Annotated in this window: 23 protein-coding genes and 2 tRNA genes; 17 read left to right on the top strand and 8 right to left on the bottom strand. The window is 61.1% G+C overall.

The features are described from left to right. The 9 genes from AB6N07_RS16165 (at position 1) to nhaA (ending at position 8,778) form a co-directional block, all read left to right on the top strand. Positions 1-1,389: a MotB family protein gene (locus AB6N07_RS16165; protein ID WP_370674101.1), complete on the top strand. Its 1,389-nt coding sequence runs from the start codon at positions 1-3 to the stop codon at positions 1,387-1,389. Then, a complete protein-coding gene (locus AB6N07_RS16160) occupies positions 1,386-2,570 on the top strand; it encodes a chemotaxis protein (RefSeq protein WP_370674100.1) in 1,185 nt (394 codons plus the stop codon). The genes AB6N07_RS16165 and AB6N07_RS16160 overlap by 4 nt, the downstream gene beginning before the upstream one ends. After that, a complete protein-coding gene (locus AB6N07_RS16155) occupies positions 2,567-3,802 on the top strand; it encodes a flagellar hook-length control protein FliK (protein WP_370674099.1) in 1,236 nt (411 codons plus the stop codon). Before AB6N07_RS16160 ends, AB6N07_RS16155 begins: the two co-directional genes overlap by 4 nt. Continuing rightward, on the top strand, positions 3,756-4,331 hold the full coding sequence (locus tag AB6N07_RS16150; protein WP_370674098.1) for a transglycosylase SLT domain-containing protein: 576 nt from the start codon (positions 3,756-3,758) through the stop codon (positions 4,329-4,331). The genes AB6N07_RS16155 and AB6N07_RS16150 overlap by 47 nt, the downstream gene beginning before the upstream one ends. A 434-nt stretch (positions 4,332-4,765) precedes the next feature. Then, positions 4,766-5,329 (top strand): response regulator transcription factor, encoded by a 564-nt coding sequence (locus AB6N07_RS16145; protein ID WP_370674097.1) that lies wholly within the window; start codon positions 4,766-4,768, stop codon positions 5,327-5,329. Between the two features lie 617 nt (positions 5,330-5,946). Beyond that, positions 5,947-6,210: a hypothetical protein gene (locus AB6N07_RS16140; protein ID WP_370674096.1), complete on the top strand. Its 264-nt coding sequence runs from the start codon at positions 5,947-5,949 to the stop codon at positions 6,208-6,210. 107 nt (positions 6,211-6,317) lie between these two features. Further along, on the top strand, positions 6,318-6,587 hold the full coding sequence (locus AB6N07_RS16135) for a DUF1488 domain-containing protein (RefSeq protein ID WP_370678256.1): 270 nt from the start codon (positions 6,318-6,320) through the stop codon (positions 6,585-6,587). A gap of 9 nt (positions 6,588-6,596) precedes the next feature. Then, on the top strand, positions 6,597-7,409 hold the full coding sequence (locus tag AB6N07_RS16130; RefSeq protein ID WP_370674095.1) for a transglutaminase family protein: 813 nt from the start codon (positions 6,597-6,599) through the stop codon (positions 7,407-7,409). Between the two features lie 43 nt (positions 7,410-7,452). After that, entirely contained in the window at positions 7,453-8,778 is a 1,326-nt protein-coding gene (nhaA, locus tag AB6N07_RS16125) for a Na+/H+ antiporter NhaA (protein WP_370674094.1), read from the top strand. Between the two features lie 26 nt (positions 8,779-8,804). On the opposite strand, the gene AB6N07_RS16120 is transcribed toward nhaA, so the two are convergent. After that, positions 8,805-9,512 carry a DJ-1/PfpI family protein gene (locus AB6N07_RS16120; protein WP_370674093.1) on the bottom strand — a complete coding sequence of 236 codons (708 nt, stop codon included), beginning with the start codon at positions 9,510-9,512 and terminating at the stop codon, positions 8,805-8,807. Between AB6N07_RS16120 and AB6N07_RS16115 the strand changes: the two genes are divergently transcribed. Then, positions 9,511-10,536 carry a GlxA family transcriptional regulator gene (locus AB6N07_RS16115; RefSeq protein WP_370674092.1) on the top strand — a complete coding sequence of 342 codons (1,026 nt, stop codon included), beginning with the start codon at positions 9,511-9,513 and terminating at the stop codon, positions 10,534-10,536. The genes AB6N07_RS16120 and AB6N07_RS16115 overlap by 2 nt on opposite strands. An 84-nt stretch (positions 10,537-10,620) precedes the next feature. Here the strand turns inward: AB6N07_RS16115 and AB6N07_RS16110 are convergent. The 3 genes from AB6N07_RS16110 to dapA form a co-directional block, all read right to left on the bottom strand. Continuing rightward, a tRNA-Ser gene (locus AB6N07_RS16110) sits at positions 10,621-10,710 on the bottom strand. Between the two features lie 87 nt (positions 10,711-10,797). After that, entirely contained in the window at positions 10,798-11,277 is a 480-nt protein-coding gene (gene smpB / locus AB6N07_RS16105; RefSeq protein WP_370674091.1) for an SsrA-binding protein SmpB, read from the bottom strand. Between the two features lie 14 nt (positions 11,278-11,291). Next, positions 11,292-12,167: a 4-hydroxy-tetrahydrodipicolinate synthase gene (gene dapA / locus AB6N07_RS16100; RefSeq protein ID WP_370674090.1), complete on the bottom strand. Its 876-nt coding sequence runs from the start codon at positions 12,165-12,167 to the stop codon at positions 11,292-11,294. A gap of 230 nt (positions 12,168-12,397) precedes the next feature. Here dapA and AB6N07_RS16095 point away from each other — a divergent pair, with 230 nt between their 5' ends. Then, positions 12,398-14,407, top strand: a complete 2,010-nt coding sequence (locus AB6N07_RS16095; protein ID WP_370674089.1) for a lytic transglycosylase domain-containing protein — start codon at positions 12,398-12,400, stop codon at positions 14,405-14,407. 27 nt (positions 14,408-14,434) lie between these two features. Here the strand turns inward: AB6N07_RS16095 and AB6N07_RS16090 are convergent, their stop codons facing one another. Then, positions 14,435-16,282, bottom strand: a complete 1,848-nt coding sequence (locus AB6N07_RS16090) for a hypothetical protein (protein WP_370674088.1) — start codon at positions 16,280-16,282, stop codon at positions 14,435-14,437. 34 nt (positions 16,283-16,316) lie between these two features. Beyond that, positions 16,317-16,571 (bottom strand): hypothetical protein, encoded by a 255-nt coding sequence (locus AB6N07_RS16085; RefSeq protein WP_370674087.1) that lies wholly within the window; start codon positions 16,569-16,571, stop codon positions 16,317-16,319. A 155-nt stretch (positions 16,572-16,726) separates the two neighbouring features. Here AB6N07_RS16085 and AB6N07_RS16080 point away from each other — a divergent pair. The 6 genes from AB6N07_RS16080 (at position 16,727) to AB6N07_RS16055 (ending at position 21,559) form a co-directional block, all read left to right on the top strand. Next, positions 16,727-16,803, top strand: a tRNA-Asp gene (locus AB6N07_RS16080). Between the two features lie 579 nt (positions 16,804-17,382). Next, positions 17,383-17,829, top strand: a complete 447-nt coding sequence (gene rpsF, locus AB6N07_RS16075; protein ID WP_134180854.1) for a 30S ribosomal protein S6 — start codon at positions 17,383-17,385, stop codon at positions 17,827-17,829. A 2-nt stretch (positions 17,830-17,831) separates the two neighbouring features. Then, positions 17,832-18,080, top strand: coding sequence for a 30S ribosomal protein S18 (rpsR, locus tag AB6N07_RS16070; protein ID WP_084632951.1), 249 nt, complete (start codon positions 17,832-17,834; stop codon positions 18,078-18,080). Between the two features lie 180 nt (positions 18,081-18,260). Continuing rightward, positions 18,261-19,202: a hypothetical protein gene (locus tag AB6N07_RS16065; protein ID WP_370674086.1), complete on the top strand. Its 942-nt coding sequence runs from the start codon at positions 18,261-18,263 to the stop codon at positions 19,200-19,202. Positions 19,203-19,260: 58 nt separating this feature from the next. Beyond that, positions 19,261-19,824, top strand: a complete 564-nt coding sequence (gene rplI, locus AB6N07_RS16060) for a 50S ribosomal protein L9 (protein ID WP_370674085.1) — start codon at positions 19,261-19,263, stop codon at positions 19,822-19,824. A gap of 247 nt (positions 19,825-20,071) precedes the next feature. Next, positions 20,072-21,559, top strand: coding sequence for a replicative DNA helicase (locus AB6N07_RS16055; RefSeq protein ID WP_370674084.1), 1,488 nt, complete (start codon positions 20,072-20,074; stop codon positions 21,557-21,559). Positions 21,560-21,632: 73 nt separating this feature from the next. Here AB6N07_RS16055 and AB6N07_RS16050 read toward each other — a convergent pair whose 3' ends face one another. Both AB6N07_RS16050 and AB6N07_RS16045 read right to left on the bottom strand, forming a co-directional pair. Then, complete coding sequence (locus tag AB6N07_RS16050) at positions 21,633-22,988, bottom strand: esterase-like activity of phytase family protein (RefSeq protein WP_370674083.1); 1,356 nt, start codon at positions 22,986-22,988, stop codon at positions 21,633-21,635. 194 nt (positions 22,989-23,182) lie between these two features. Continuing rightward, positions 23,183-24,697: an ABC transporter substrate-binding protein gene (locus AB6N07_RS16045; RefSeq protein WP_370674082.1), complete on the bottom strand. Its 1,515-nt coding sequence runs from the start codon at positions 24,695-24,697 to the stop codon at positions 23,183-23,185. Between the last annotated feature and the right edge of the window lie 2 nt (positions 24,698-24,699).

Here is a 24,699-nt window from a genome sequence, read left to right as displayed (position 1 = left end):
ATGAGTGCCGAGCCCCCGGAAATTATCTTCGTCCGCCGAGCGCTGCATCGCAGGACAGAGGAACCGCATACCGGTGTCTGGAAGATCGCCTACGCCGACTTCATGACGGCTATGATGGCCTTCTTTCTGGTGATGTGGCTGATCAACGCTACCGACCAGAAGACGCGTGAGGCAGTCGCCAGCTACTTCAACCCGATCAAGCTTGCCGAGGCGACCGTCGACAAGAAGGGCCTGCGCGACCCATTGGAAACCGAGAAAGAAGGCAAGCCCGACGGCAAGGATCAACGGTCGGCGGTCGAAAGCGTCGACGAGAACCTCAAGGGGTATAGCGAGACGCTCGACAAGCCAAACGAGCGCAAGCCGCGCTATTCGGAAGCTGCGCTGTTCGAGGATCCCTACGCGGTATTGGCCGCCCTGGTTGCCGGTTCCGAGCCCGATCAATCGGCCGACAACGTCGGCGCCTTCGAAACGCTCGGCCAGTCGGGCGAACCCGGCCTCAATGGCGGGGACGCCCAACGCGATCCCTTCGATCCGGTCTACTGGAAGATGTCGCGAACCCCCAAGCCGCAGGACGGCGACGAAAATGGCGGCACCACTGTTGCCGCCGACAAAGCCTTTGAAACTCCGGTTGGCGCGCAGCCTACCCCGGCCAAGCCCCAGGTCGACGCAAAGGCGGAAGCCAAGGAGGCCGCAAAGCCCGCCGCCGTTGCCGAGCCGCCGGTCGATCAATTGCAAAAGCTTGCGACCGCGCCAATGCCTCCGCCGCCTGCCCCGATGGCTGCTCTCGATGCGGCCAAGAAAGCTGCGGAGACAGCCAACGCCACGACGACGGCGAACACGGAGCTGGGAAAGCCGACCCGCACCGCTGAGGAGGAGAAACTCGCAGCGGGCCCCTTGCCTGCCCAAGTCGAGATCGCCCAGACCAAATCGGGCGCCGACGCCAAGACCCTCGGCCATGACATTCAGGCTGCTGTCGGCAATATCGGCCCGACGCCCGGCATTGAAGTCAGCGCTGCGCCCGAAGGCCTGTTGGTCACGCTGATGGACGAGCAGAAATTTGGCATGTTCGCCGTCGGTTCGGCCGAACCGGAGCCGGAACTTATCCGGACCATCGACGCCATCGGCAAGCTGATCGAGAAGCGGCCCGGCAAGATCGTGGTGCGCGGCCACACTGACGCCCGGCCGTTCCGCAGCAAGGACTATGACAACTGGCGGCTCTCTACCGCCCGCGCGCATATGGCTTACTACATGCTGGTGCGTGGTGGCGTTCCCGAGACGCGCTTCGAAAAGATCGAGGGCTATGCCGACCATTGGCTGAAGAACGCCGGCGATCCCGAGGCGCCGGAGAACCGCCGCATCGAGATCCTCATCAGGGAGACGCCAACGTGATCCGCCGCGTCCTCTTCCTCGTCTCGCTGTTGGCCGCAGGTCCGCTTGCCGCGGCTGACGCAACGGCCGACGCCCTTCAGCCTTTTGAAATGGTGCGCACGCTGCAGATGTTGCAGGCGCAGATCGCTGGCGGCAACGCCGCCGCGGTGGCTGCCCAGCGCGAGCTGCTCGTCGTCATGGAGGGGAAATTCCTCGCGGCCGATCCCGCCATCTGGCAAGATGGGCGCAATGCGCGCGCCGCCGTTACCTACACACTCTCCGGCGGCAGCCCTCGGCTGATGCGCGGCCTTCTCGCGCGCACTCCACCCATCGCCGTCGAGACCAATCTCGCCGCGGGCGCGCTCGCCTACATCGAGAACCGCGAGGACGAAGCCCGCAAGGATCTGTTGCCGCTCGATGCCCGTTCGCTGCCTATGTCGCTCGGCGGCCAGGTGGCATTGGTCCAGGCCGGCCTGGTCGCCCGGGAGGATCTGGGCCGGGCGATTCATTTGCTCGACGATGCCCGCCTGCTGATGCCGGGAACTCTGGTCGAGGAGGCGGCGTTGCGTCGCGAGGTGTTCCTGGTCGCCCAGAAGGGCGATCTCGACCATTTCGAATTTCTGTCCCGCCAATACCTCCGTCGCTTTGGTACCTCTATTTACGCAGAGGATTTCCGCCAGCGCTTCGCCACAGCCATCGCCCGGCTCGGCATCGCTGATGGCGACGATCGCTTTCCCCGCCTCGAGGCAATTCTGAAATCCTCCGACCCCGAGAACCAGCGGGCGCTGTTTCTGCAACTGGCTCAGGCAGCCGTCGTGCACGGCAAACTCACAACGGCACGCTCGGCGGCGGCCGACGCGGCCAAGCTGTCCCCGCTCGGCGGCGGCGATGCCATGCGGGCCGGCCTTTATGACGCAGCAGCCTCTATCGTTGCCGGCAACGACATCGCCGATGTGGCCAAGCTCCTCGGCAACCTCAATCGCCGTCAACTCGCAAGGCGAGATGCCGATCTGCTGGACGCCGCCGTCGCAGTCGCGGGCGCCGTTGGCGAGGTGCCCACGGTGCCAACCCCACTCGATCCTGTTCCGGTCGTCAGCGCCGACGCCAAGCGCGGCGATACCTGGGTGACCGACAATATGCGGACCGCCGAAGCGGACCTTGCGGCCGCTGACGCCCTCCTGGAAAAGGCAAGCAGCCCATGACCAGAATCGACACGCCGCTGGCGTCACCTGCCACCGATAAACCGGCTGACAAGGCGATCGGCAAAGTCACGTCCAAGGGTGGCGACAGCCGCCAAGCTGCCTTCCGATCCCTATTGCGACAGCTCGGTGGCCACGAAGACAACGGCACCGGGACATCCGGCAAGGAACCGAAGACGCTTTCGGACGACGCCGCGCCGCGTGGCCTGCCAACAGTTCGCCGTCGGGTCGAGTCCAAGGACGACAAGGCAGCCGAGACATTACCCGAGAACAATATCGCGGCGGAGCCCGTGGAGCAGATCGCCTCGGGTGAGCCGGTGCGCGCTTGGCAGACCATTCTCGGTGAATGCTCGGTGGATCGCCGGGAGCAGCCCGCCGCGACCGTCGACCTCACTGCGCTGATTTCGGCCCGAGCGGGGGACACCAACGTATCGGCCGGCTCACCGGAGAAAACGGCGCCCACTGCATCCGATCGTCCCGGTCGGCCGGTTGGCGCGGCGCTTCCGTCGACTGCCGGCCTCAATCTTATGCGCGGCGATGCAGTTTCCCCGGCGACGACCGACACGGTCGATCCATTCGCAGCTCTATCCTCACTTCTGGAGAAGGCGAACGACACCGTAACGGAACCGGAAACAGCTGATATGGCGCCCATCAAGATGTCGATCGTTACCCGCGAAACACATTTCGAACCGGTTGCGCGCCTGTCACCAGTGCAGCAGATCGTCACAGCGGTCGGTGAAGAACTCGTCGCTGCCAACGCATCTGCTCCAACGGAAGCCGCCCCACAGTTGACCGAACCGTCGCGCCACACCGCCGGGCCACTCAAGGTACTGCATATCAAGCTCGAACCGGAAGATCTTGGCGCCGTCGTCGTCAAGATGCGGCTTGTCGACAGATCGCTGGAGCTCGAGGTTGTGGCCTCCCGGCAGGAAACCGCCGATCTCCTTGCCAAGGACAGGGACATGCTGACAAGGGCGTTGCGCGGCTCCGGCTACACGACAGATGTGGTCGCAATCACCGCCTCGACGACACCCGACAGCAGCCAGATGACGGGTGACAATCGAAGTGGCGCCCAAACATCGTCCGGTCATCCCGGCGCGCAGGCGGGCGGTAATCGAGGCTCGAACGATCCCGCTGGCAGTGGCGGCCGGCCGCCGGCCCGCCCCCAGCCGGGAGAAGGAGTGAACCATGAAGAAAGCGGCGCTGGCCGTTCTGGCGGCGATCTCTACCTTTAGCCCCATTGGCCGTGCAGCCGCCGAGGAGCTGACCATTTGCGAACGCGAGATGCGGGCGGCGGCCGCCGAATTCGGCATTCCGCTCGGCGTGCTCTACGCCGTGGGCATGACCGAGAGTGGCGGCAAGAAGGGATTGCAGCCGCTGGCCATGAACATTGCCGGCAAGCCCTATGTCGCTTCGAGCCTTACCGACGCCCTCGCCCGTTTCCAGAAAGAAAGGTCCCGCGGCGTCAAGCTCATCGATCTCGGCTGCATGCAGATCAACCAGCACTATCACGGCGAACGCTTTGCCTCGGTGGCGGAAATGTTCGACCCGCACAAGAACGTCCAATATGCCGCCCGCTTCCTCAATGAGCTGCGCGCCCGCCACGACACTTGGACGATGGCCGTTGCCCGCTATCACGCCGGCCCGAATAACAATCCGGCCCAAAAGCAGTATGTGTGCCTTGTCATCGGCAATATGGTACGGAGCGGCTTTGGCGCCTGGACGGCTAATTCAGCCGCCTTTTGCGGCAAGAAGGCTGGCTGAGTCAGAAGGCTACTTGTACGTACATCTACATAGTAAACGAGTGACGGGACTTGACCGGCAAGCCTATCGGCGTATACATGGATACCATTATGAATAGAAAATGAACGTCATTGGCAACAGTACATAATTTTATGGAATTTTTCGATATTTAATTGCGGCGTTTGTCAGACAAATTCGAATAATAGCGTTTCCAGATACATAATCACATATCCAGAAGCATGCCAGATACATATGGCAACAAGTTGACCAATGTCCACTTCTCAACCTAGCTTATCCCCGACGTTGATCTTTACCCACAGGTCGATTGACGGGGAATGTGAGCTATGTTCGTTATCATTGATGACCGGAAGATTGTAACTTCCGGCTACGCGTCAGGATTTGAACGTGAAGGGGTTTCCTCGATCGGCTTCCGATCGCCGGAGTTCCGAGACTGGATGGGGGCCGCACCTGACAGCGACCTATTGACCATCGAGGGCTTTTTGCTGGGCAATTGCGAAGACCGTCAGTCGGTGCCGAAAATCATCCGTGAGAGATGCGGTGCCCCTCTGATCGCCTTCAGCGACGTTCCCAGCCTCGAGCAGACGTTGAATCTGTTTGCCGTCGGCGTCGATGACGTCGTTCGGCAGCCGGTCCACATCCGCGAGATCATTGCCAGGGCCGGTGCCATCCAGCGCCGGACCGGTAGCCAGACCGACGATTGCCGGATCATCGGGTCGATGCGCGTCTTCTTCGACGGTCGCGACCCGGAAGTGAACGGCGAGCCTTTCGTGCTGCCGCGCCGAGAGCGTCGGATTCTGGAATACTTAGTGCGCAATCAGAACAAGCGCGTCACTAAGGAAAAGATCTTCGGATTCGTCTATGGCTTCTGCAATGAAGAAGTCGAGGAGAGCGTGATCGAGAGCCACATCAGCAAGCTGCGCAAGAAACTGCGGGCACGCCTGGGCTTCGATCCGATCGACTCCAAACGCTACGTCGGCTACATGCTGGAAAACGGCTGAGCCATCCCCATCGGCGGCAGTCCCTGGATTGCCGCCGATCGTGGCATTATTGGCAGCGAATGAGGCGGCGTTTGTAGAATCCGATAACGACGCTCCGATCATGTGCCTTTAACGTGTAACGCACCCAGTATCTTGCAGCGATTTTCGGCTTTGGCGACCGTCGCCAATGGTCATCGGCTGCAAAGTCTTTTCACATCAATTCCCACGCGCGAATGGCTCGCTTCCTAAGCTGAGATTCCGATCCTGGCACAGTCAGATCGGACGCGGGAGTTCACTGTATTTTTGAGACGTCAGGTTGTGAAACGAGAGTTTCGCGCATCGAGTCACCATTGGCCTGTTTCTGCTAAAAGAAAAGCCAGGCCAATACCTTGTTTTGAGTTCAATCAGAGCGCATATTTAAATCTAGTTGAATTGGAAAACATGGCTTGGCGGCAACATTTGTCGCTATTTTCTTTCGAATTTCTATCTTGAATGCATGCGCCATGCGGCGTCGCATTTTGTCCCACTTGGTGCCCGGAATGCCCTCCACCCTGACCGCGCATGCGCTCGCGGCCCGGGCATTTGGGCTGAGGTGGGCATAGCCTGGCAAGGCAATTGCCGTTCGCGGAGGCCCAACCATGGCTAATCGTACCACGCAGACGATCGTCCATTTTATGCACGCCTTTCTCCTGCCAGGCTTCAACAAGCCTTTGGCGGCGGGGGATTATCGTATTGACCATGAAGAGGAATCGATCGAAGGGCTCTCCAGTATGGCGTGGCATCGTATCGGTTCGTTCATTCATCTGCCCGCAATCGGCGTGGAAAGCGCGACGCATCAGATGGTGCCGATCAATCCATCGGACCTCAACGCCGCGTCTGCGAAAGACAGCAAGCAGCCGTGAACACCTTCCCGCCCTCGTTTGTTCGGCCAACGCAGGGCTCGTCGCCAGAAGCGGCGTAGCGAATGACCACCATTGACATCAATGGCTCTCGAAGAAGGATATCAACCATGGCACTGGCCTTTCCCAATCCGAGCCGCAATTACGACGAGGCGCGCCACGGCGTGCGCTTTTCCGGTCATGACGGCATGTTCGAAATATCGTTTCTCGTCGAAGCAGCGGTACTTTCGAAACACCAGCCACAGCAAACGCCCCTGTCGGAGCAGCAGTATCTTTCAGTTTTCGACGCAATGCGTTCTTCCATTCAGGAGGCGGCAAGCGAAATGTATTCCAGCCACCGCCGCCCGACCAACACCCTCACAATCACTAATTTCCGATAGGCGGTGACAATGCTGATTCGATACGGTTACGAGATCACCCTCACCTGCCCACAACCAACCGCGCTGGTCTGCCTGCTGTCGCTCCATGAGGATCGCGCTGCCGACGTCAGGGTACCTGAAACGACCTTCACCAACCCGGACGTGCCTGTGTCGACCTATCTCGACCTTTTCGGCAATCGCTGCCGAAGACTTGTCGCACCAGCTGGTGATTTCATGATCTGGGGCGACGCGACTATCGAAGATGACGGCGCCTTGGATGCACTCGTTCCAGAGGCCCGGGAAACGCCGGTGCAGGATCTGCCCGACGAATGCCTGGGCTACCTGATGGGCAGCCGCTATTGCGAAACGGATCGTCTCAGCCAGATCGCCTGGGATCTATTCGGAAAGCTTCCGCCTGGCTGGAGCCGTGTGCAAGGGGTTTGCGACTTCGTGAATGCCCACATCCGTTTCGACTATATGCAGGCTCGGGCCACCCGCACTGCGTTTGAAGCTTTTCACGAACGCGTCGGGGTCTGCCGCGACTTCGCACATCTGGCGGTAGCTTTCTGCCGGTGCCTCAATATTCCCGCACGCTATGTGAACGGCCATCTGGGTGACATTGGGGTTCCTGTTGTCGATCCCATGGATTTCAGCGCCTGGATCGAGGTTTTCCTGGATGGGGCCTGGTATACGTTCGACCCGCGCAACAATAAGAGGCGGATTGGCAGGATTGTCATCGCGCGTGGGCGGGACGCCGCCGATGTTCCTCTCATCAACTCATTCGGCCCGCACGTTCTGAAATCCTTCCGCGTATGGACCTACGAGGTGCCCGCGCCGCTGTAGCCATAAATTTCATCCGCTACGGCGACAACGCGAGGGCACTTTGATGATCGAGAGCCTATCCAGACTCCCGAAAGTGCCTGCTGATCGACTGGCCAGGCCCTTTATGCGCTTCCTGCGCATCGAGGCCATGGCCGGCGCCGTCCTGTTGCTAAGCACTCTTTTGGCGCTGGCGCTTGCCAACTCTCCATGGTCGGTTCCGTTTCTCGCCCTCTGGGATACGCATGTCGGTATCCTGCTTGGCAGCATTGAAATCTCCCGGTCGCTGAAACACTGGATCAACGATGGGCTGATGACTCTGTTTTTCTTCGTCATCGCGCTGGAACTGAAACGGGAGCTGGTGCTCGGCGAGTTGCGTGATCTGCGGGTCGCGGCCCTACCCGTTGCCGCGGCGATCGGAGGGATGATCGCTCCGGTCAGCGTGTTTCTTCTGGTCGTCGATGGCGGACCGGGCAAAAGCGGCTGGGGCACCGTGATGTCGACAGACACTGCCTTCGTCATCGGTTGCCTTGCCGTTCTCGGGTCGCGCATTCCTCAAAATTTGCGATTGTTCCTGCTTTCATTGGCTATTTTCGATGACGTCGGTGCCATCCTCGTTGTGGCTGTCGGCTATGGCGGCCATCCGAACTGGCTGGCTCTTGGCGCCGCTGGACTGGGACTGATGACCGTGGCCACCATCGCGCGCCTCGGCGTTCGTGGTCTTCCTGTCTATTTCGCCCTAGGGGGTGGAATTTGGCTGGCTCTCGATGTCTCGGGCATCCACGCCACTTTGACCGGTGTCATCCTCGGGTTGATGACGCCGGCGCGAAGCTGGGTGAGCGACAGGCGGTTGCACGCCATCCTCAGTCGGGTCATCGCCTACCCGCCCGGTAACCACTGGAGCGGAGACAGAACCGCTCGCCGTGATCTGCATCGAGCCGGTATCGCAACGCGCGAAGCGCTGTCCCCCATCGAGCGCCTTGAAATAGCTCTCCATCCTTGGGTGGCGTTTGCAATCCTACCTCTGTTTGCCCTGGCCAATGCCGGAGTTCCTGTAAGGGGCACGGAGTTCGACCCGAGACTCACGACAGCAATCTTCGCCGCTTTCGTCATCGGCAAGCCGGTCGGCGTGATTTTGTTCAGCTACGTAGCCGTGAAATCGCGGCTGGGTATTCGTCCGAGCGAACTGTCCTGGGGGCTGTTGGCCGCGGGAGGATTGCTGACCGGCATTGGCTTCACGATGGCGCTATTCATTGCTGATCTTGCCTTCGAAGCAGCGCTTCTAAACTCGGTCAAGCTTGGTGTTCTCGGCGCGTCCGTCATCTCGGCAGCCATGGGGTTGGTTTTACTGACTTGGCTCACGTCAGCCGGACGAAGCGCCGCGCGGACATGAGCGGGAAATGCCGGTGCCTCGACGGCTTATCGTCTCACTTCCGTCCAATTGGCGAGCCGTTCGGCAGCTGTGCGGGCTTCCGCTTCCCTAATTGACAGCATCCCAGCCATTTTCTCCCGATATGCGGCCAGGATCGTTGTTGGCGCGCTATCTGGTGACCCTGCGCTGAAAGGCGGCGCGGGGGCATACTCCAGTCCAAGCTGGATGGTCTGGGCTGCTGCCTCACCCGCAATTTCGGCCAGCACGGTAAGGGCAAAATCAATGCCGGCCGTCACCCCTCCTCCGGTGATGACATTTCCGTCGCGCACGACCCGCCCTTCGTCGACGATCGCACCGTATAACGGTAGCAAGTAGCGCCACGCCCAGTGACAGGCTGCGCGGCGCCCTTTCAATAGGCCCGCCGCACCCAGGATGAGCGAGCCTGTACATACTGAGGTGACGTAACGCGCCTCCAGCGCCAAGCGCCTTACGTCTCCGATGAAAGCCGTGTCCAGCGCGACGGTGGTCGCATTTGCGCCTCCTGGCACACAGATCAGATCGCAGGCCGAGATATTTGCCAGCCGCTGGGTTCCGGCAAACGTCAGCCCCTCGCTCGGCACATCTCCCCCCGCGGCACTGGCAACGGTCACCTCGCTTTTTGGCATGCGTGAGAAGAACTGGTACGGCCCAGTGAAATCGAGCTGGGTCATGCCTGGATAGATGGCAAAGACGATGCGGAATGGCTGCTCGGTCATGGTTTTCTCTCCCTTTTCGCTTGCCCGATTATGCCCAAGCGAGCAGTGTGAAAAAATGACGGTGATCCCTCCTTTCCAGCCAATGACCAAAAACATCGCCATCTTTCTTTACGAAGACTTCCAGCTCCTCGATGCGTCCGGACCCATCGCGGCATTCGAGATTGCCGGCCGCGTAAGGCCGAACTTCTACCGGCTGACAATCATGTCGATTCAAGGTGGGCTAGTCAGGAGTTCATCCGGAGCCTCGATCGACAGCGTCGCAGCCGACACCGTAGCGCCTGTCGACACACTGATCGTGTCGGGTGGCAACGGCAGCCGCACCGCCATGCAGTGTCAGGACCAGATTTCCTATTTGCGCGGTTGTGTAGCCGAGGTCAGGCGGTTGTGCAGCGTTTGTTCGGGCGCATTTCTGTTGGCGGCGGCAGGGTTGCTCGATGGCAAGCGGGTAACAACCCATTGGGGCCGGGCAGAGCAGCTGCAACAGCTATTTCCAAAGGTTCGGGTTGAGATCGACCGCATCCACATCCGCGACGGCAATATCTGGACTTCGGCGGGAATCAGCGCGGGAATCGACCTTGCCCTCGCGTTGATCGCAGACGATCTCGGTGACAAAGTCGCCCGGCGAGTGGCGCAGGAAATGGTGGTCTATTATCGCCGACCGGGTGGTCAGTCGCAATTTTCCGCGCTGGCCGACTCGGGTGGTGATGCCACGATCTTTTCTCCGCTGTTCGACTGGATGCGTGCCAATCTGGCGGAGCGACTGACCGTCGAGCGACTTGCGGAACGTATGGCCATGAGTCCGCGCAACTTCTCCCGTAGTTTTCGGAAGGTAAGCGGGATCAGTCCCGCCAAGGCGGTTGAACGTATCAGATTGGAAGCCGCGCGTGAGCGGGTTGAAAGCTCTCGCGAACCCATCGAACAAATTGCCAGGGCGACTGGATTTCGCGATCCGGAGCGAATGCGTCGAGCGTTTTTGCGAAGTTTCGGGCAACCACCGCAAGCGATAAGGCGAGCTGTTGCCTAACCCAGTTGTGCCATGCCGTGCCTGAAATGTCGGATTTTGCCAGTAACGCTCAACGGTCGAGCTGGACTGTCATAGCCACGGGGCTGGCGGACGGAGTGAGATTCGAACTCACGGAGGGCTTGCACCCTCGGCGGTTTTCAAGACCGCTGCCTTAAACCACTCGGCCATCCGTCCTGCGCTTGCCTGCGCGGCGCGCAACATGTCGATTTTTCGTCGTCTTGGCAAGGGATTCGGCTTGCCTGCGACCGCCTATCCCACGGCTCAGTCGCGCGAGCGAAGCAGCCTTGCCTTTTCGCGGTTCCAGTCGCGTTCCTTGGTCGCCTGCCGCTTGTCGTGCAGCTTCTTGCCTTCGGCCACCGAGATCTCGCACTTGGCCATGCCGCGCTCGTTGAAATAGAGGCGGAGCGGCACGATGGTCATGCCCTGACGCTGGATCGAGGTGATCATCCGGTCGATCTGTTTGCGATGCAGCAGAAGTTTGCGCGGCCGCCTCAGCTCGTGATTGAAACGGTTGCCCTGAAGATATTCAGGGATGTGGGCGTTGTAGAGGTAGACATCGCTACCGGCGACCCCAACATAGGCCTCACCGAGGTTGATGCGGCCGGCACGCAGGCTCTTCACCTCCGTGCCGACCAACATAATACCTGCCTCGAGCTTCTCGCCGAGGGCATAGTGATAGCGAGCCGCCCGGTTGTCGGCGACGATCTTCTTGTTTGGATCCGCTTTTTTCTTCTGCGCCATCACCTTGCCATCCGTCAGCTCAAAAGGCCGGCGTGTTCGAGCGCTTTACGCAGCGCCGTTTCCGTCGACGGCGCCACCGGCACCAGCGGCAGACGCAACTCGTTTTGCATCTTGCCGATCAGAGACAGGGCATATTTGGCGCCCTGCGGGTTAGGCTCGATGAACAGAGCATGATGAAGCGGGTAGAGCTTGTCCTGAATGGATAGTGCTTTCGCAAAATCCCCCGCAAGGCAAGCGGTCTGGAACTCGGCGCAAAGGCGCGGCGCGACGTTGGCCGTCACCGAGATGCAGCCGTGGCCACCGTGGGCCATGAAGGCCAACGCCGTTCCATCCTCGCCCGAAAGCTGGATGAAGCCAGGGCCCATCGCATGGCGCTGAGCGGAGACACGCTCGACCTTGGCCGTGGCGTCTTTGACGCCGACGATGTTCTGGAGCTCGTTGAGCCGGGCCATCGTCTCCACAGACATGTCGATCACCGACCGGCCAGGGATGTTATAAATGAAGATAGGCAGGCCGACCGCGTCATTGATCGCCTTGAAGTGCCGGTAAAGGCCTTCCTGGTTCGGCTTGTTATAGTAAGGCGTGACGACGAGAAGCGCGTTCGCCCCCGCCTTCTCGGCGAACTGGGCGAGGTCGATGGCTTCGGCCGTGTTGTTCGAGCCCGCGCCGGCAATCACCGGCACACGACCAGCCGCAACCTTTATGCAGGCCTCGACCACCCGTTTGTGCTCGTCATGGCTGAGCGTCGGGCTTTCACCCGTGGTTCCAACCGGAACCAGGCCGTGGCTGCCTTCCGTGACCTGCCAATCGACGAACGCCTCGAAGGCGTTCCAGTCGATGGCGCCGTCGCGGAAGGGCGTGACGAGCGCAGTGATCGATCCCTTGAACATGATCCCTCTTCATGATGGACTGGGCGAGATGCGAAAGTGCACCCCGGTCCGCAGCCGGCGGACAATAAGGCGAGGACGGGCGAAGGACAACAGCTCCGCCAGCCTTTGTGGAAATTTGCCACAAAGCCGTGTCACAAATTCGGTCCACCCTCCCCTCTGTCGGCGGCGTCAAGGTTTCCTCAACAAAATGGCGACATCTTGAAGTTAATTTTCAATTGATGAGGGTTGCCATGCTCAAGACGCCTTCGCTCGTTGCCGCGCTGATCATTGCCTTGCCGGCCATGTTGTCGGAGCCGTCGCCTGTCCTTGCTGCTCCCGCAGATATCACCGGCGCACTGCCGAGCCTATCGCAAAGCAGCGTCGAAGGGTTGCGCTCGGCCCTCGACGCCCTCGATTCCAAAAACCTTACCGGTGCTTTGGCCTTGGCCGCCGGTCTGCCGGAACTCGATCGAGACATCGTCACCTGGATGGCCATCCGGCGTGGCACCGAAGGGCTAACGCCGGCTACCATCACCGATTTCGCCCGCCGACGGCCCGACTGGCCTTCTGTGGAGTTGATGCGTCGGCGCGCCGAGCAAGCCCTCACGGATATGAACCTGACCCCGGCCGACGAGGTCGCGGCCTATGCCGGTTCCGCGCCAATCTCCGACAAGGGAACGAAGTCGCTCGCCCGCGCGCTGATCACCCTCGGTCGTACCTCCAACGCCTCGGTGCTGCTTGGCGCCTGGTGGGCGCGCGAGGCACTGTCGCCGGCCGACGACAAGGCGGTGATCGCGGAGTTCGGCAAGGTGCTGACCCGCGCCCAGCATAAGGCGCGCTACGACATGCTGATGTATGCCGATCGCGTCACCCAGGCAGCGGCACTCACACCGTACCTGCCGGACGGTTATGCCGCTCTTGCCACGGCTCGCACTGCCGTGCTGCGCGGATCCTCCGACGCCGGCCGCAAGCTTGACGCCGTACCGAAAACGGTGCGCAAGGATCCGCTCTACGCCTTCACTCTGGCCGAGTGGCACCGCCGCGCCGATCGTCCGGAGGAAGCGGCCAAAGCCATTCTATCCGTCGATGCCAAAGCGACCCTCGCTCATGGTGACGAGTGGTGGGTGGAGCGGCGCATCGTTTCGCGCGACCTCGTGGAAAAAAACAGCCCTCGTCTTGCCTATAAAGTCGTGGCCAGTCAGGCCGGTGGCAGCGAGATGACGCTTCAGGAAGCTCATTTTCACGCCGGCTGGTACGCGCTACGCTTTCTGAAGGACCCGCAATCGGCGTTGCGGCATTTCGGCGAACTCGAGAAGATTTCGCAAAAGCCGATTTCGCGGGCTCGCGCCAACTATTGGATCGCCCGTGCCGAAGAAGCGGCGGGTCGCGCAGCCAACGCTCGTACCCGGTACGACCGCGCCGCCGACGATGAGTTTACTTTCTATGGCCAGCTCTCTCGCGTGAAGCTCGGCCTGCCGACCCTCGGATTGCCGCCGGCACCGAAGCCCACTGACGCCGATCGGGCGGCCTTTGCGCGCACCGACCTTGCCCGTGTGCTGGTGCAGTTGCTCAGGACCGGTCGGGAAAGTGACGCCAACCTGCTCTATCTGGAACTGGCGAAGACACTCCCCACCGGGGGGCAGGTGGCATTGCTTGCCAGCTTTGCCGAAAGCCAGGGCGACCATCGCCTGGCCCTGCAAATCGGCAAGCTCGCCGCCGACCGGGGGCTCGGCGCCGAACGCCTCGCCTTTCCGCTTGATGCCATTCCTGAAAGTGCCCGCCACCAGAAGCTGGTGGAAACGGCTATGGTCTACGGCATTGCCCGCCAGGAGAGCGCTTTCGACCCAGGCGCCCGCTCGGCGGCTGGCGCGCTCGGCCTTCTCCAGCTGATACCGACAACGGCTGCCAATACGGCAAAGGCGATCGGCGTCAAGTTCTCCAAGGATCGCCTCACCAGCGATCCCGGCTACAACGCCACGCTGGGCGCCGCCCATCTGCGCGAGCTGTTGGACGAGTTCGGCGGTTCTTATGTCCTGACCTTCGCCGCCTACAATGCGGGCAAGAGCCGCGTCAGGGAATGGGTGCAACGCTTCGGCGACCCACGCAACCCCGGCGTCGATCCGGTCGACTGGATTGAAAGCATCCCCTATGGCGAGACGCGAAATTATGTGCAGCGGGTGTTGGAGAACATCCAAGTCTACCGCGAGCGTCTCGACGGTTCCCGCCTTGCCATTGTAGAGGATCTGCGACGCGGCAAATAAATGCCGCGCCGAGTCCCTCGACCGAAGCTATTCGTCGTCGCCACCACCGCCGGAATCGTCACCACCGGAGGAGTCCTCGCCACCACCGGAATCATCGCCGCCGCTAGAGTCTTCCTCCACCGCGGAGTTGTCCTGGGCGGGCTCCTCATAGCTTTGATCGCCGCCTCCCTCGTCGCTGGAAGCGCCCTCGTCGCTAGCTGCCCCATCATCGCCAGCAGCCCCCTCGTCACTCGAGAAGCAGTCGGCCGGTGGATTATCGCCAGCGCAAGCATCGCTCCCTTCGTCCGACGCATTGGCGTTGTCGTCCGACACGCCGCTATCATCGGGAGAGGCCTCGTCCCGAGGCTGTTCATCAGGATTTGCTTCGTCGGGCGTGGCTTCATCCTTGGACTGCTCGTCGGGAACCGCTTCATCTTGGGCGGTCCCGTCATCGGCGGGTGTGGTTGCGCAATCTTGTGACGGATTGTCGGCGGCGCAGCTGTCATCGCCCGGAAGTGCTTCATCAGCGCCCTGCCCAGCCCTGTCCGGCTGGTTGGCGGTGTCGCCATCCGTCTTCGGTGCCTCATTGGCATCGGCGGGTTGATCGGCTTCCGTATCAGGGGCGACGGCGTCCGGCGCCGGCGCCTCGGTGGCAGCCGACTCCTCGGTGTCGATCTCGGTCTCGACGCTATCGAGCGTCTGACGCTCGTCGGACGATTGGTACAGGCTCTCCGCCTCCGCGCCGACACTGACGCCAGAGGTCTCGACCTCCGTTTGAGCCGCGGTGAATTCCTCTTCGGTCAGACCGAACTCGTAGCTGTCGGAAACCTCGACCGTCTCTTCGTAGGACGTCCAGGAATATTCCTCGTAGTAGGAGACGGACTCGCTATAGAAATACTCCGTCTCCGAGGAGATGCTCTGCCATGACTCGCGATAATCGGCGGCATAGGTCGGCTCATAGGCCGCATAATATTCGTATGCACCAGCGTAGTAGCCATAAACCTCGGCCATCAGCATGGACGCATACCAAAGCTGATCGGCTTGGCGGCTCGCCGCGTCTGCTTCCTTGAGGAGTGCCAACAGGTGGGCTCTCTGCGCCGCCGCGCGCCGGTCGCCCTTCTGGCTCTCGCCGCGCCGCATTAATTCGTGGCGCATATGACTGATCTTGCGGGCGCTCGTCGCTGACTGTTTGCCCGACTTTCGCGACGCACCGACATCGACGACCTTGAGATAAGTCTTCCACAGAACGTTGAGTGACTTGAGAGAGTCGGCAATGTGCTGGTCGCGGATCCCAGACAGCTGATAGGCACTATCGAGCTTGGCGAGCGCGGTTGCCACTTTCGGCAGGGCGGCCCCCATCTTGCGATTGTCACGCGCTTTGCTGGCAACTGCGACGTCACGATAGGCATTGGCGACGTCGATCAACCCCTTCAAAAACGGCGCCGATCTGCCGCGCGATTCCTTGGGCAAGGCGGTATAGCTCTTGGAAATGACCGTAACGGCAACGCCTTGCCTGTCCAGAATCTGCGCCGCGGTGAGTTTCGCTGGCGCTTTCTGCGCGGCAGTAATGGCTTGAGCACTGCAACTCCCGGCGAGCGGTCCGCCTGCCAGAACGGCTGCGGACAGCATAAGAACTTTCACAAGACGTGCTAGCATACTTTTCTCCCAGATCGGCACGGGCCGACTCTGCTGGACCGTCCGTCGACAGGCATCCCCATGTCCCGTCGCCCCCTCGGTCAGTCGACGAAATCTTGCCGTCATCAGGCGGTCAAGCCGGCAGAATCGATTCATGAGCGGCGGCGATCGCGTGAAACGCGGCTTGTGGTTTGGACTGGCGAAAATATCACACATTGTTAAATAAGATGAATTGCATCCAGTTTTCGCAAAGCCAGCCAACGCCGCCAGCGATTCTGTTCACTGGAGCATCACCTCACTCGCCAAGCTGGGCGCCACCTTCACCGCCACCTGTTGTCTGGAGAGGATGGAAGCCACTGACGCCGAAGCGCTCGCCTGCCAAGTGGCGAGGGTATTTCACCCAAGCTGCGGCTGCGGGCAGCCCTGTCGCCCTGACCTCCATGGTTATGTGGATCGGATTCGCGGACGAAGTGTCGACTGTGGTCGTCACCTTGGTCGAAAGAGCGGTTCCGACCAGAACCCGGCGAAGGAAATTCGCAAGGAAATACATGGCGATTCCGCCAGTTTTCTATGCTCGGGATACCTGCCCGGCAAAAAGTCGAAAAAGGCCGCTTGACTTCGCCGGGGGCATCCCCTAATTCACCGCTCACCAACACGGAACGCGGCGCTGCCGACAAGACAGCGAGCGCAACGATACGGCCCAGCGGGGGTGTAGCTCAGTTGGTTAGAGTGCCGGCCTGTCACGCCGGAGGTCGCGGGTTCGAGCCCCGTCACTCCCGCCATTTCTTCAAAAGAGAATTTGAAATCATCGCTTTATGCGATGTTTTTCATTTTTGACTTTAGAAGAATTTATCCTTCGAAAATGCTTTTTTTGCACGGTGTCATGTCTCCGCATCGTTGATTGCGGAGACTTTGCGCGGCCAACAGCTCAGCCTCGTCCTGTCGTAAACACTGCTCATGCCGGTCGAACGAGGTGGCGCCGCGGTGTCGGCCAAGGGCGCCGGCTCCTCGGGAAAATCTTGCCAGAACCGGGCGATGTCGCGGCAAAACGCTTCGAAATGCATCTCAGAGGGCGTGACGCCAACGCGGAGGCCTATGGGCGAGCGAGGCTGAAGGTAAAGCCCGATTTTACTTGCCGCACCGGTACCTTTCCTGTATTAGCGCGCCATCGTTCAAGATGGACGATGCCCGGCTGGGGGCTGAACGGAAGGTGGCCGCGTCGCAAGGCGAGGTCTTTGATCCCGCAAAACGGATCGTCTTCCCGTGTCTCCGCTCTCGATCTCGTATCTGTGGAGCCTTTCGGAGGGTTCGCAGAGGCTTGGCGCCGGGTGGTCAATAGAACCGAGAAAGGCTGTACCGACATGGCGCTCTACGAGCACGTGTTCCTGGTCCGCCAGGACGTCTCCGCCCAGCAGGTGGAAACGATCGCTGACCAGTACAAGGCCGTCATTGAAAGCAATGGCGGCGCTGTGAAGAAGGTAGAGAACTGGGGCCTGCGCGCCCTTGCCTACCGCGTCAAGAAGAACCGCAAGGCTCACTACGTCCTGTTCAACCTCGACGCGCCGCATGCCGCCGTCGCCGAAATGGAACGTCAGCAGAGCCTCAGCGAAGACATTCTCCGCATCATGACCATTCGCGTCGATGAGCTTGAGGAAGGCCCGTCGGCCATGCTTCAGAAGCGCGATCGTGACGATCGTGATGGCGCTCCGGCCGGCCGTGGCGATCGTGGCGGTTTCCGCGGTGGCGATCGTGGTGGCCCGCGTCGTGACCGCGCGCCCCGTCGTGACGAAGCTGGGGATATGGAATAATCATGGAAATCACCTCTCTCCCCGCCGCCCGCCGTCCGTTCTTCCGTCGCCGGAAGACCTGCCCGTTCTCCGGCGCCAACGCCCCGAAGATCGACTACAAGGACGTGCGTCTGCTGCAGCGCTACATCTCCGAGCGCGGCAAGATCGTTCCCTCCCGCATCACTGCGGTGTCGGCCAAGAAGCAGCGCGAGCTCGCCCAGGCGATCAAGCGCGCCCGCATCCTCGGCCTGCTGCCGTTCATCATCAAGTGATGACGGGCGCCTGACGGCGCAATCTGAGACATCCGACGCCGCGATCATAGTCGCGGCGTCGTTACTGCAAAGTTGGGATGCGGCTATTCGGCTCGGCACCCCTAACCGCCCGGCGGCATAGGCCGTCGATCGAAGCATCGGTCGTCCTCATCGGCGATCGCGCGGGACAGCGAGATAAACGTGAACGGACTTCTTCTCGGCATCGCTGCGGGTGCTGCATCAGCCCTGCTTTTCGCGGCCGTCACAAGTGGCGGTGCCTTTGGCACGCCGCTGTTCTTCATGTCCGCGCTTCCCATTGCCATCGTCACGATCGGTTGGGGCACGTTTGCCGGCCTCGCCGCCGTGCTCGCGGGCTTTATTGGCCTAATGACCCTCGTGTCCTGGAAGGCGGCGCTGCTGCATGCCCTGGTGATCGCCGGTCCCATGGCTATCTACAGTTATCTCGTCTGTCTCGGTCGCCCCCTCGACGCCGAGGGCAAAAGCTTTGAGTGGTACCCGCTCGGCCGCGTGTTCATGGCCATGGTGCTGATCACCGCGGCCACCATAATCGGCGTCGGCGTGATCATCGGCTTCGACGTGCAGGCAACGGCTGGTGAAGTCGCCGACATGCTGGTCAGCATGGGGCAGACCTCCGGCGACCTGGGCGCGCCGACACGCGAAGACCTGCTGCCCGCCCTTCTCATCTACATGCGTCTTATGCCCCTGGCGCTGGCCATGTTCTGGCTGGTGCTGACCGCGTTCAATCTCTGGCTGGGTAGTCGTATTGTGCGCCTATCCGGACGCCTGAAGCGCACCGATGATTCTATCGCGGAAACGCTGTCTCTGCCGCTGTGGATGGCAGGCGTATTTGTCGCCGCCGCTCTTCTGGCAGGTGTCGACAATTCGCTTGGCCTTGTTGCCGGAGTTGTCGCGGGGTCGGTGGGAATGGGCTTTGCGCTGGTGGGCTTTGCCGTCCTGCACGTCGTCGTGCGCGGCAATCCGGCTGCACCGCTTATCCTCGGCGTCACCTACGGCGCCACCTTCGTCCTTTCCATCCCGCTCTTTCCACTGGCTATAGCCGGCATTCTCGACGGTCCATTGGGCCTTAGGGCCAAGCGACTCAACAAACGACCGGGTGCCTGACAGCCCCCGATCTCCCAAACGGCAGCAACGCCAAAACAACCATATTGGAGTACAGAAAATGAAGGTCATCCTTCTCGAGCGCATCGGCAAGCACGGCACCCTCGGCGAGACCATCAGGGTCCGCGACGGATTCGCCCGTAACTTCCTGCTGCCGCAGGGCAAGGCGCTGCGCGCTACCAAGGAGAACCAGGCCCGCTTCGACCGCGAGCGCGCCGCCCTCGAGGTCCGTAACGCCGAGCGTAAGTCGTCGGCCGAGGAGATCAAGGTCGGCCTCGACCAGCGCTCCTTCATCGTGGTCCGTCAGGCGGCCGAGACCGGCCAGCTCTACGGCTCCGTCGCCGCCCGCGACATCGTCGACATCCTGGCCGCTGCTGGTGAAACCGTCACCCGCGCCCAGGTGGACATCAACGCGCCGATCAAGAACCTCGGCGTCCACACCGTCGAGATCATCCTGCACGCCGACGTACGCGCCACCATCACCCTCAATATTGCCCGCTCTGAGGAAGAGGCCCTGCGCCAGGCCAAGGGCGAGGACGTCACCGCCAACGCCCGCGAGGATACCTTCGTTCGCGAAGTCAGCTCGGTGCTTGAGGACGAGGGCATGGACCGCGAGGAGCTCTGAGCCGCCTTCGGTTCTGAGTCTGCCGCTACAGATTGGCCCCGGGACCCAAATCCCGGGGTTTTTCTTGTCAAAACAATGGGCTGCCGATTCTCTTGCAAGGCTATTGGTCTGGGGCGAGAGTCAATAACCATCGTCGGGAAATTCGACTCCTTGTGAATAGTGGGAGTCCGCCACAACTGCCGCATCCTGACAGGACGGGGCTTGATACTGTCCCTTCTTCATCCATCAGCAGGAACCCGTCCGTCCCATGTCCACCATCCGCCGCGTCGAAGATCAGGCTACCGCGCTTACCCGTAGCGCACCGCATAATGTTGAGGCGGAACGGCAGCTGCTCGGCGCCATGCTGATGAACAACGAGACGTTCTTCCGCGTCTCCGACTTCCTCGAGCCGCCGCACTTCTACATCGAGCAGCACAAGGCGATCTACGAGAAGATCGGCCAGCTCATCCGCGGCGGCAAGGTCGCTTCGCCGATCACGCTGAAGACCTTCTACCCGGCCGACTATCAGATCGCCGAGATGCCGGTGACGCAGTATCTGCTGCGCCTCGCTTCAGAAGCGACCACCATCATCAACGCTGAAGACTATGGCCGCGTCATCCACGATCTTGCCGTCCGCCGCGACCTGATTCGCATCGGCGAGGACATGGTCAACATTGCCTTTGACGCACCGATCGACATGCCGCCGCGTGCCCAGATCGAGGATGCCGAGCGGCGGCTGTTCGGCATCGCCGAGAGCGGACGCTACGAGGGTGGTTTTCACACTTTCTCGGACGCGCTGCGCGAAGCGATTGACATGGCCGCCGCCGCGTACCAGCGCGACGGTCACCTGTCCGGCATAGCCACCGGCCTCAATGACCTAGATCGGACCATGGGCGGTCTGCAGCGGTCCGACTTGATCATCCTCGCCGCTCGTCCGGCCATGGGCAAGACATCGCTGGTCACCAACATCGCCTTCAACGTTGCCAACGCTTACGAAGCGGCTGAGCAGCCGGATGGCTCACTGAAAACAGTGAATGGCGGCATCGTCGGCTTCTTCAGTCTGGAAATGTCATCCGAGCAGCTGGCAACGCGTATTCTCGCCGAGCAGTCGGAGGTGTCGTCCTCCGATATCCGCCGTGGCAACATTGATGAAAACCAGTTTGCCAAGCTCGCCGCCGTCGCCCAGCGTATGCAGACGCTGCCACTCTACATCGACCACACCGGTGGCATTTCCATCGCCCAGCTCGCTGCCCGCGCTCGCCGTCTGAAGCGCCAGCGCGGGCTCGACGTGGTCATCGTCGACTATCTTCAACTGTTGTCGGGTTCGTCAAAGTCCGCGCAGGGCGGCCGCGTGCAGGAAATCACCGAGATCACCACCGGTCTCAAGGCGCTGGCCAAGGAATTGGCCGTCCCGATCATCGCCCTCTCCCAGCTGTCTCGTCAGGTCGAAAGCCGTGACGACAAGCGGCCGCAGCTCTCCGACCTGCGCGAATCCGGCTCGATCGAGCAGGACGCCGACGTTGTGATGTTCATCTACCGCGACGAATATTACATGCAGTCGCGCATGCCCAAGGAAGGCACCGAGGACTTCTTCAAGTGGCAGACCGAGATGGACCGCGTCACCGGCAAGGCTGAGGTGATTATCGGCAAGCAGCGCCATGGCCCTACCGGTACCGTGCAGCTCGCCTTCGACGCTTCGGTCACCCGCTTCTCGGACCTCGCCAAGGACGATTATCTGCCCGAGCGCTTCGAATAACGGTCTTCCCATGAAAACCAAGGCCCCGGCTGCGCAAAGCTCCGGGGCCTTTTCTATTCAAGCCTCACCCGGCTTATTTCGCGGCCAGGAAGTCGCCCACTTCGAGCAACACGAACTCGTCGTCGTCGGCCTTATCGACGGCGCGGCCGGCCGAGTACGGCAGGTTGTTGTCATTGCCGACCACGATGTGCGTGGCGTCAACCACATCGACGTTCTCGATAGTGACGAAGGGCATAGTGTAGACGCCGTTTACGGTGCCCTGCTTGGCCCTGTTGTCGGGATCGGCGATATTCAGGAGATCGATGTAGCCGACCTTGCGCACGGCCTTGCCGACGTTGTCATCGCCGAAGGCTATCTTGTAGACGCGCTTGTGCTTGGCCGGCTTGTCGAAACAGGTCGGCTCGGGCTTGGCCGGATCGGCGCAGACCTTGTCGGGAAGGCCGGCACCGCCATCACGCTCGATGACCAATGCCGTGCCATCGTCGATCATGTTGAAATCGCCGATGTTGGTGCCGGCACCTGAGAAGGGATAGAGCCAGGAGCGGCCGGTCCAAGCCTTCTTGGCAACATCGAACTCGACAATGCGAGTGGCAGTCGCGCCGTCCACCTGCTCGAACTTGCCGTCGCCGAGATAGAGCGGACCTTCCAGAAGCCCATAGAGCTTGCTGCCGTCTTTCGATTGGGCCAGCCCCTCGAAGCCATTGGAGCGACGCAGGTTGAACGCTGGCAGTGGCTTGGTGGGATCGGCCGGCAGGCTCAGGGTCGGGTTGTCAGGCGACAGAACCGGCTTGCCGTCGACAAGCGTCGGCACTACGTCGGTCAGCTTGCCATCGGCGGTGACGTGGATGAGGTAGGGGCCGAGCTCTTCACCGAGCCAGAAGCCATCGCCGACCGGCTGGATCGACTCGATGTCGAAATCGGCGCCGGTCAGGTAGCGCTTGTCGGCGCCTTCCATGACGATCGGGAACGGCGCCACCTTGTCGGGATCGCTGAGGAAAACGGTGCCAAGGCGATCTACCGTACCGGACTGCCAGTCGAACTTGACATGATGCAGCATCAGCATGGCGTCGGTGGAGTTGGCCTTGCTGCCGAAGCCATTGTCGCTGAGGGTCCAGAAGGAGCCGTCGGCCATTGTCCTGATGCCGGAGAAGCCCTGCACGGCCTGACCATCAAACGGCAGGCCGAGGCCTGTTTTGCGAACACCATCGAGGCCAGGGACCGAGCCGAGCGTCGTGGCGCGCTTGCGGTCGGGCGTCGAGAATTTGCCGGCCTGCTTCAGAAATTCAGGCGCATCGGCTGGGGCAGCGATGATGGTATTTGCTGGCAGAATGGCCTGCGACACCAGGGTCGCCTTGAAGGCCGTTTCGTCGGCAAGTGCAAAGGCAGAGGATACGACGAGGGCGACGGACGCCAGGAGCAAAGTCTTCATCGGGCTCACCTGAAAAGGAATGGAGAAAGCCAGACCTTGTTAAGAAGCCCTGGTGTCAGTGGATTGACACGGTCGTGACGGTTCGATGATGCGGAATAAAGACCAATGAAAAGAAAAACCCCGGCAAAGCATCTTGCCGGGGTGATGATTTCTTCCGCCACGCCGCAACCGCGGCGTGGATCAGGTGAGCGGGCTCAGTTCTTCTTGGTCTCTTCCAGGAAGAAGCGGCCGAGCGGATTCTGGTCGAAATTCTCGATGTTGGCGCGGGTCACGTTGATATAGGGGCTGTAGTAGAGATCGATCCAGTTGACGTCGTCCTTGGCCATCTTCTGGAGGTCGATATACATCTGCTCACGCTTCTTGGGATCCATCTCGACACGCGCCGCCGCGACCAGATCCTTGACGGGCTGGCTCTTGTAGCGCGTCATGTAGTTCATGTTGCTGTCATCGCCCAGCGTGAACGTCGTCTTCTGGTCGGGGTCCAGAATATCGTTGGTCCAGTACATGACGGACAGATCGTAGGACCCGTCGATCAGCATGTTCCAGCTCTGGCTGGGATCGACCTTCTGCAGGTCGAGCGTGACGCCGGCCTTGGCCAGCATCTGCTGCATGAGCACGGCGATCTGTTCGTCGGCCTCATTGCCGGCGTTGACGACGTAGTTCAGCTTCAGATCGGACGCGCCGGCGGCGGCCAGCATGGCCTTGGCCTTTTCCGGGTCATAGGGGCGCTGGAGATTGTCGGCGTAGTGATAGAGGGCACCCTTCGGAATGTAGGAATAGGCGACTTCGCCAAGGCCGAAGGTAACCGCGTCGACGATCGTCTTCTTGTCGATCGCCATGTCGATTGCCTGCCGGACCTCTTTTTTGCCGAGCAACCCATGCGAATGGTTGATCAGCATGTGGTCTTCGCGGGTCGACGGGTTGAGAACGACCTTGAGGTTGGGGTCTTTCTGCAGTTCGGCGACACGGGAGAACGGGACGAACAGGGCAGTATCCAGTTCGCCAGCCTGAACCTTCAGCATGCGCGTGTTGTCGTCGGGAATCGAAATCCATTCGACGCCGTCGAGGCTGACATGGGCGGCATCCCAGTAGTTGGGGTTCTTCTCGAGGATGACGCGATCGCCACGGCGCCATTCCTTGACGGAGAAGGCACCCGAACCGATCGGCGCTTCGCCAAAGGCATCTTCGCCTTCCGACTCCAGTACCTTCTTCGGCAGTACGGAGACGTTTGGCAGCGCCATCGACGACAGGAACGGCGCCGACTGCGTCTTCAGCTTGACCACCAGCGTCTTGGGATCGGCGGCGGTTGCCGTATCGACCACCTTGAAACTATCGGCCCACAACGAGCCGGGATTGTCGCGGATACGCAGGATCGAAAAGGCGGCGTCGTCGGCGGTCACCGCGTCGCCGTTGGAGAACTTGGCGTCGCGCAGCTTGAAGGTATAGGTCAGGCCGTCGTCGGAAATCGTCCAGCTTTCAGCAAGGCCTGGGATCAGCTTGGTGCCGGACTTGTCGACGCGCACCAGCACGTCGAACACGTTGGAAAACACCCAGTTGTCGACGTTCTGCGCCGTTTTGATCGGATCGAAGGTCGTGCCGTCCTCGCGGCGGCCGATGGTCAGCACACCGGCGGCCTCGGCGATCGAGGCTCCGAAGATGAGGGTGGCGAGAACGGTCGCCACGCTGAGTTTGGTCCACTTTGCGGTCATGT

This window comes from Pleomorphomonas sp. PLEO, assembly GCF_041320595.1.
Taxonomy (GTDB): Bacteria; Pseudomonadota; Alphaproteobacteria; order Rhizobiales; family Pleomorphomonadaceae; genus Pleomorphomonas.
The sequence above is the reverse complement of the archived record's forward strand: the minus strand, read 5'-3'. Positions and strand labels throughout refer to the sequence as shown.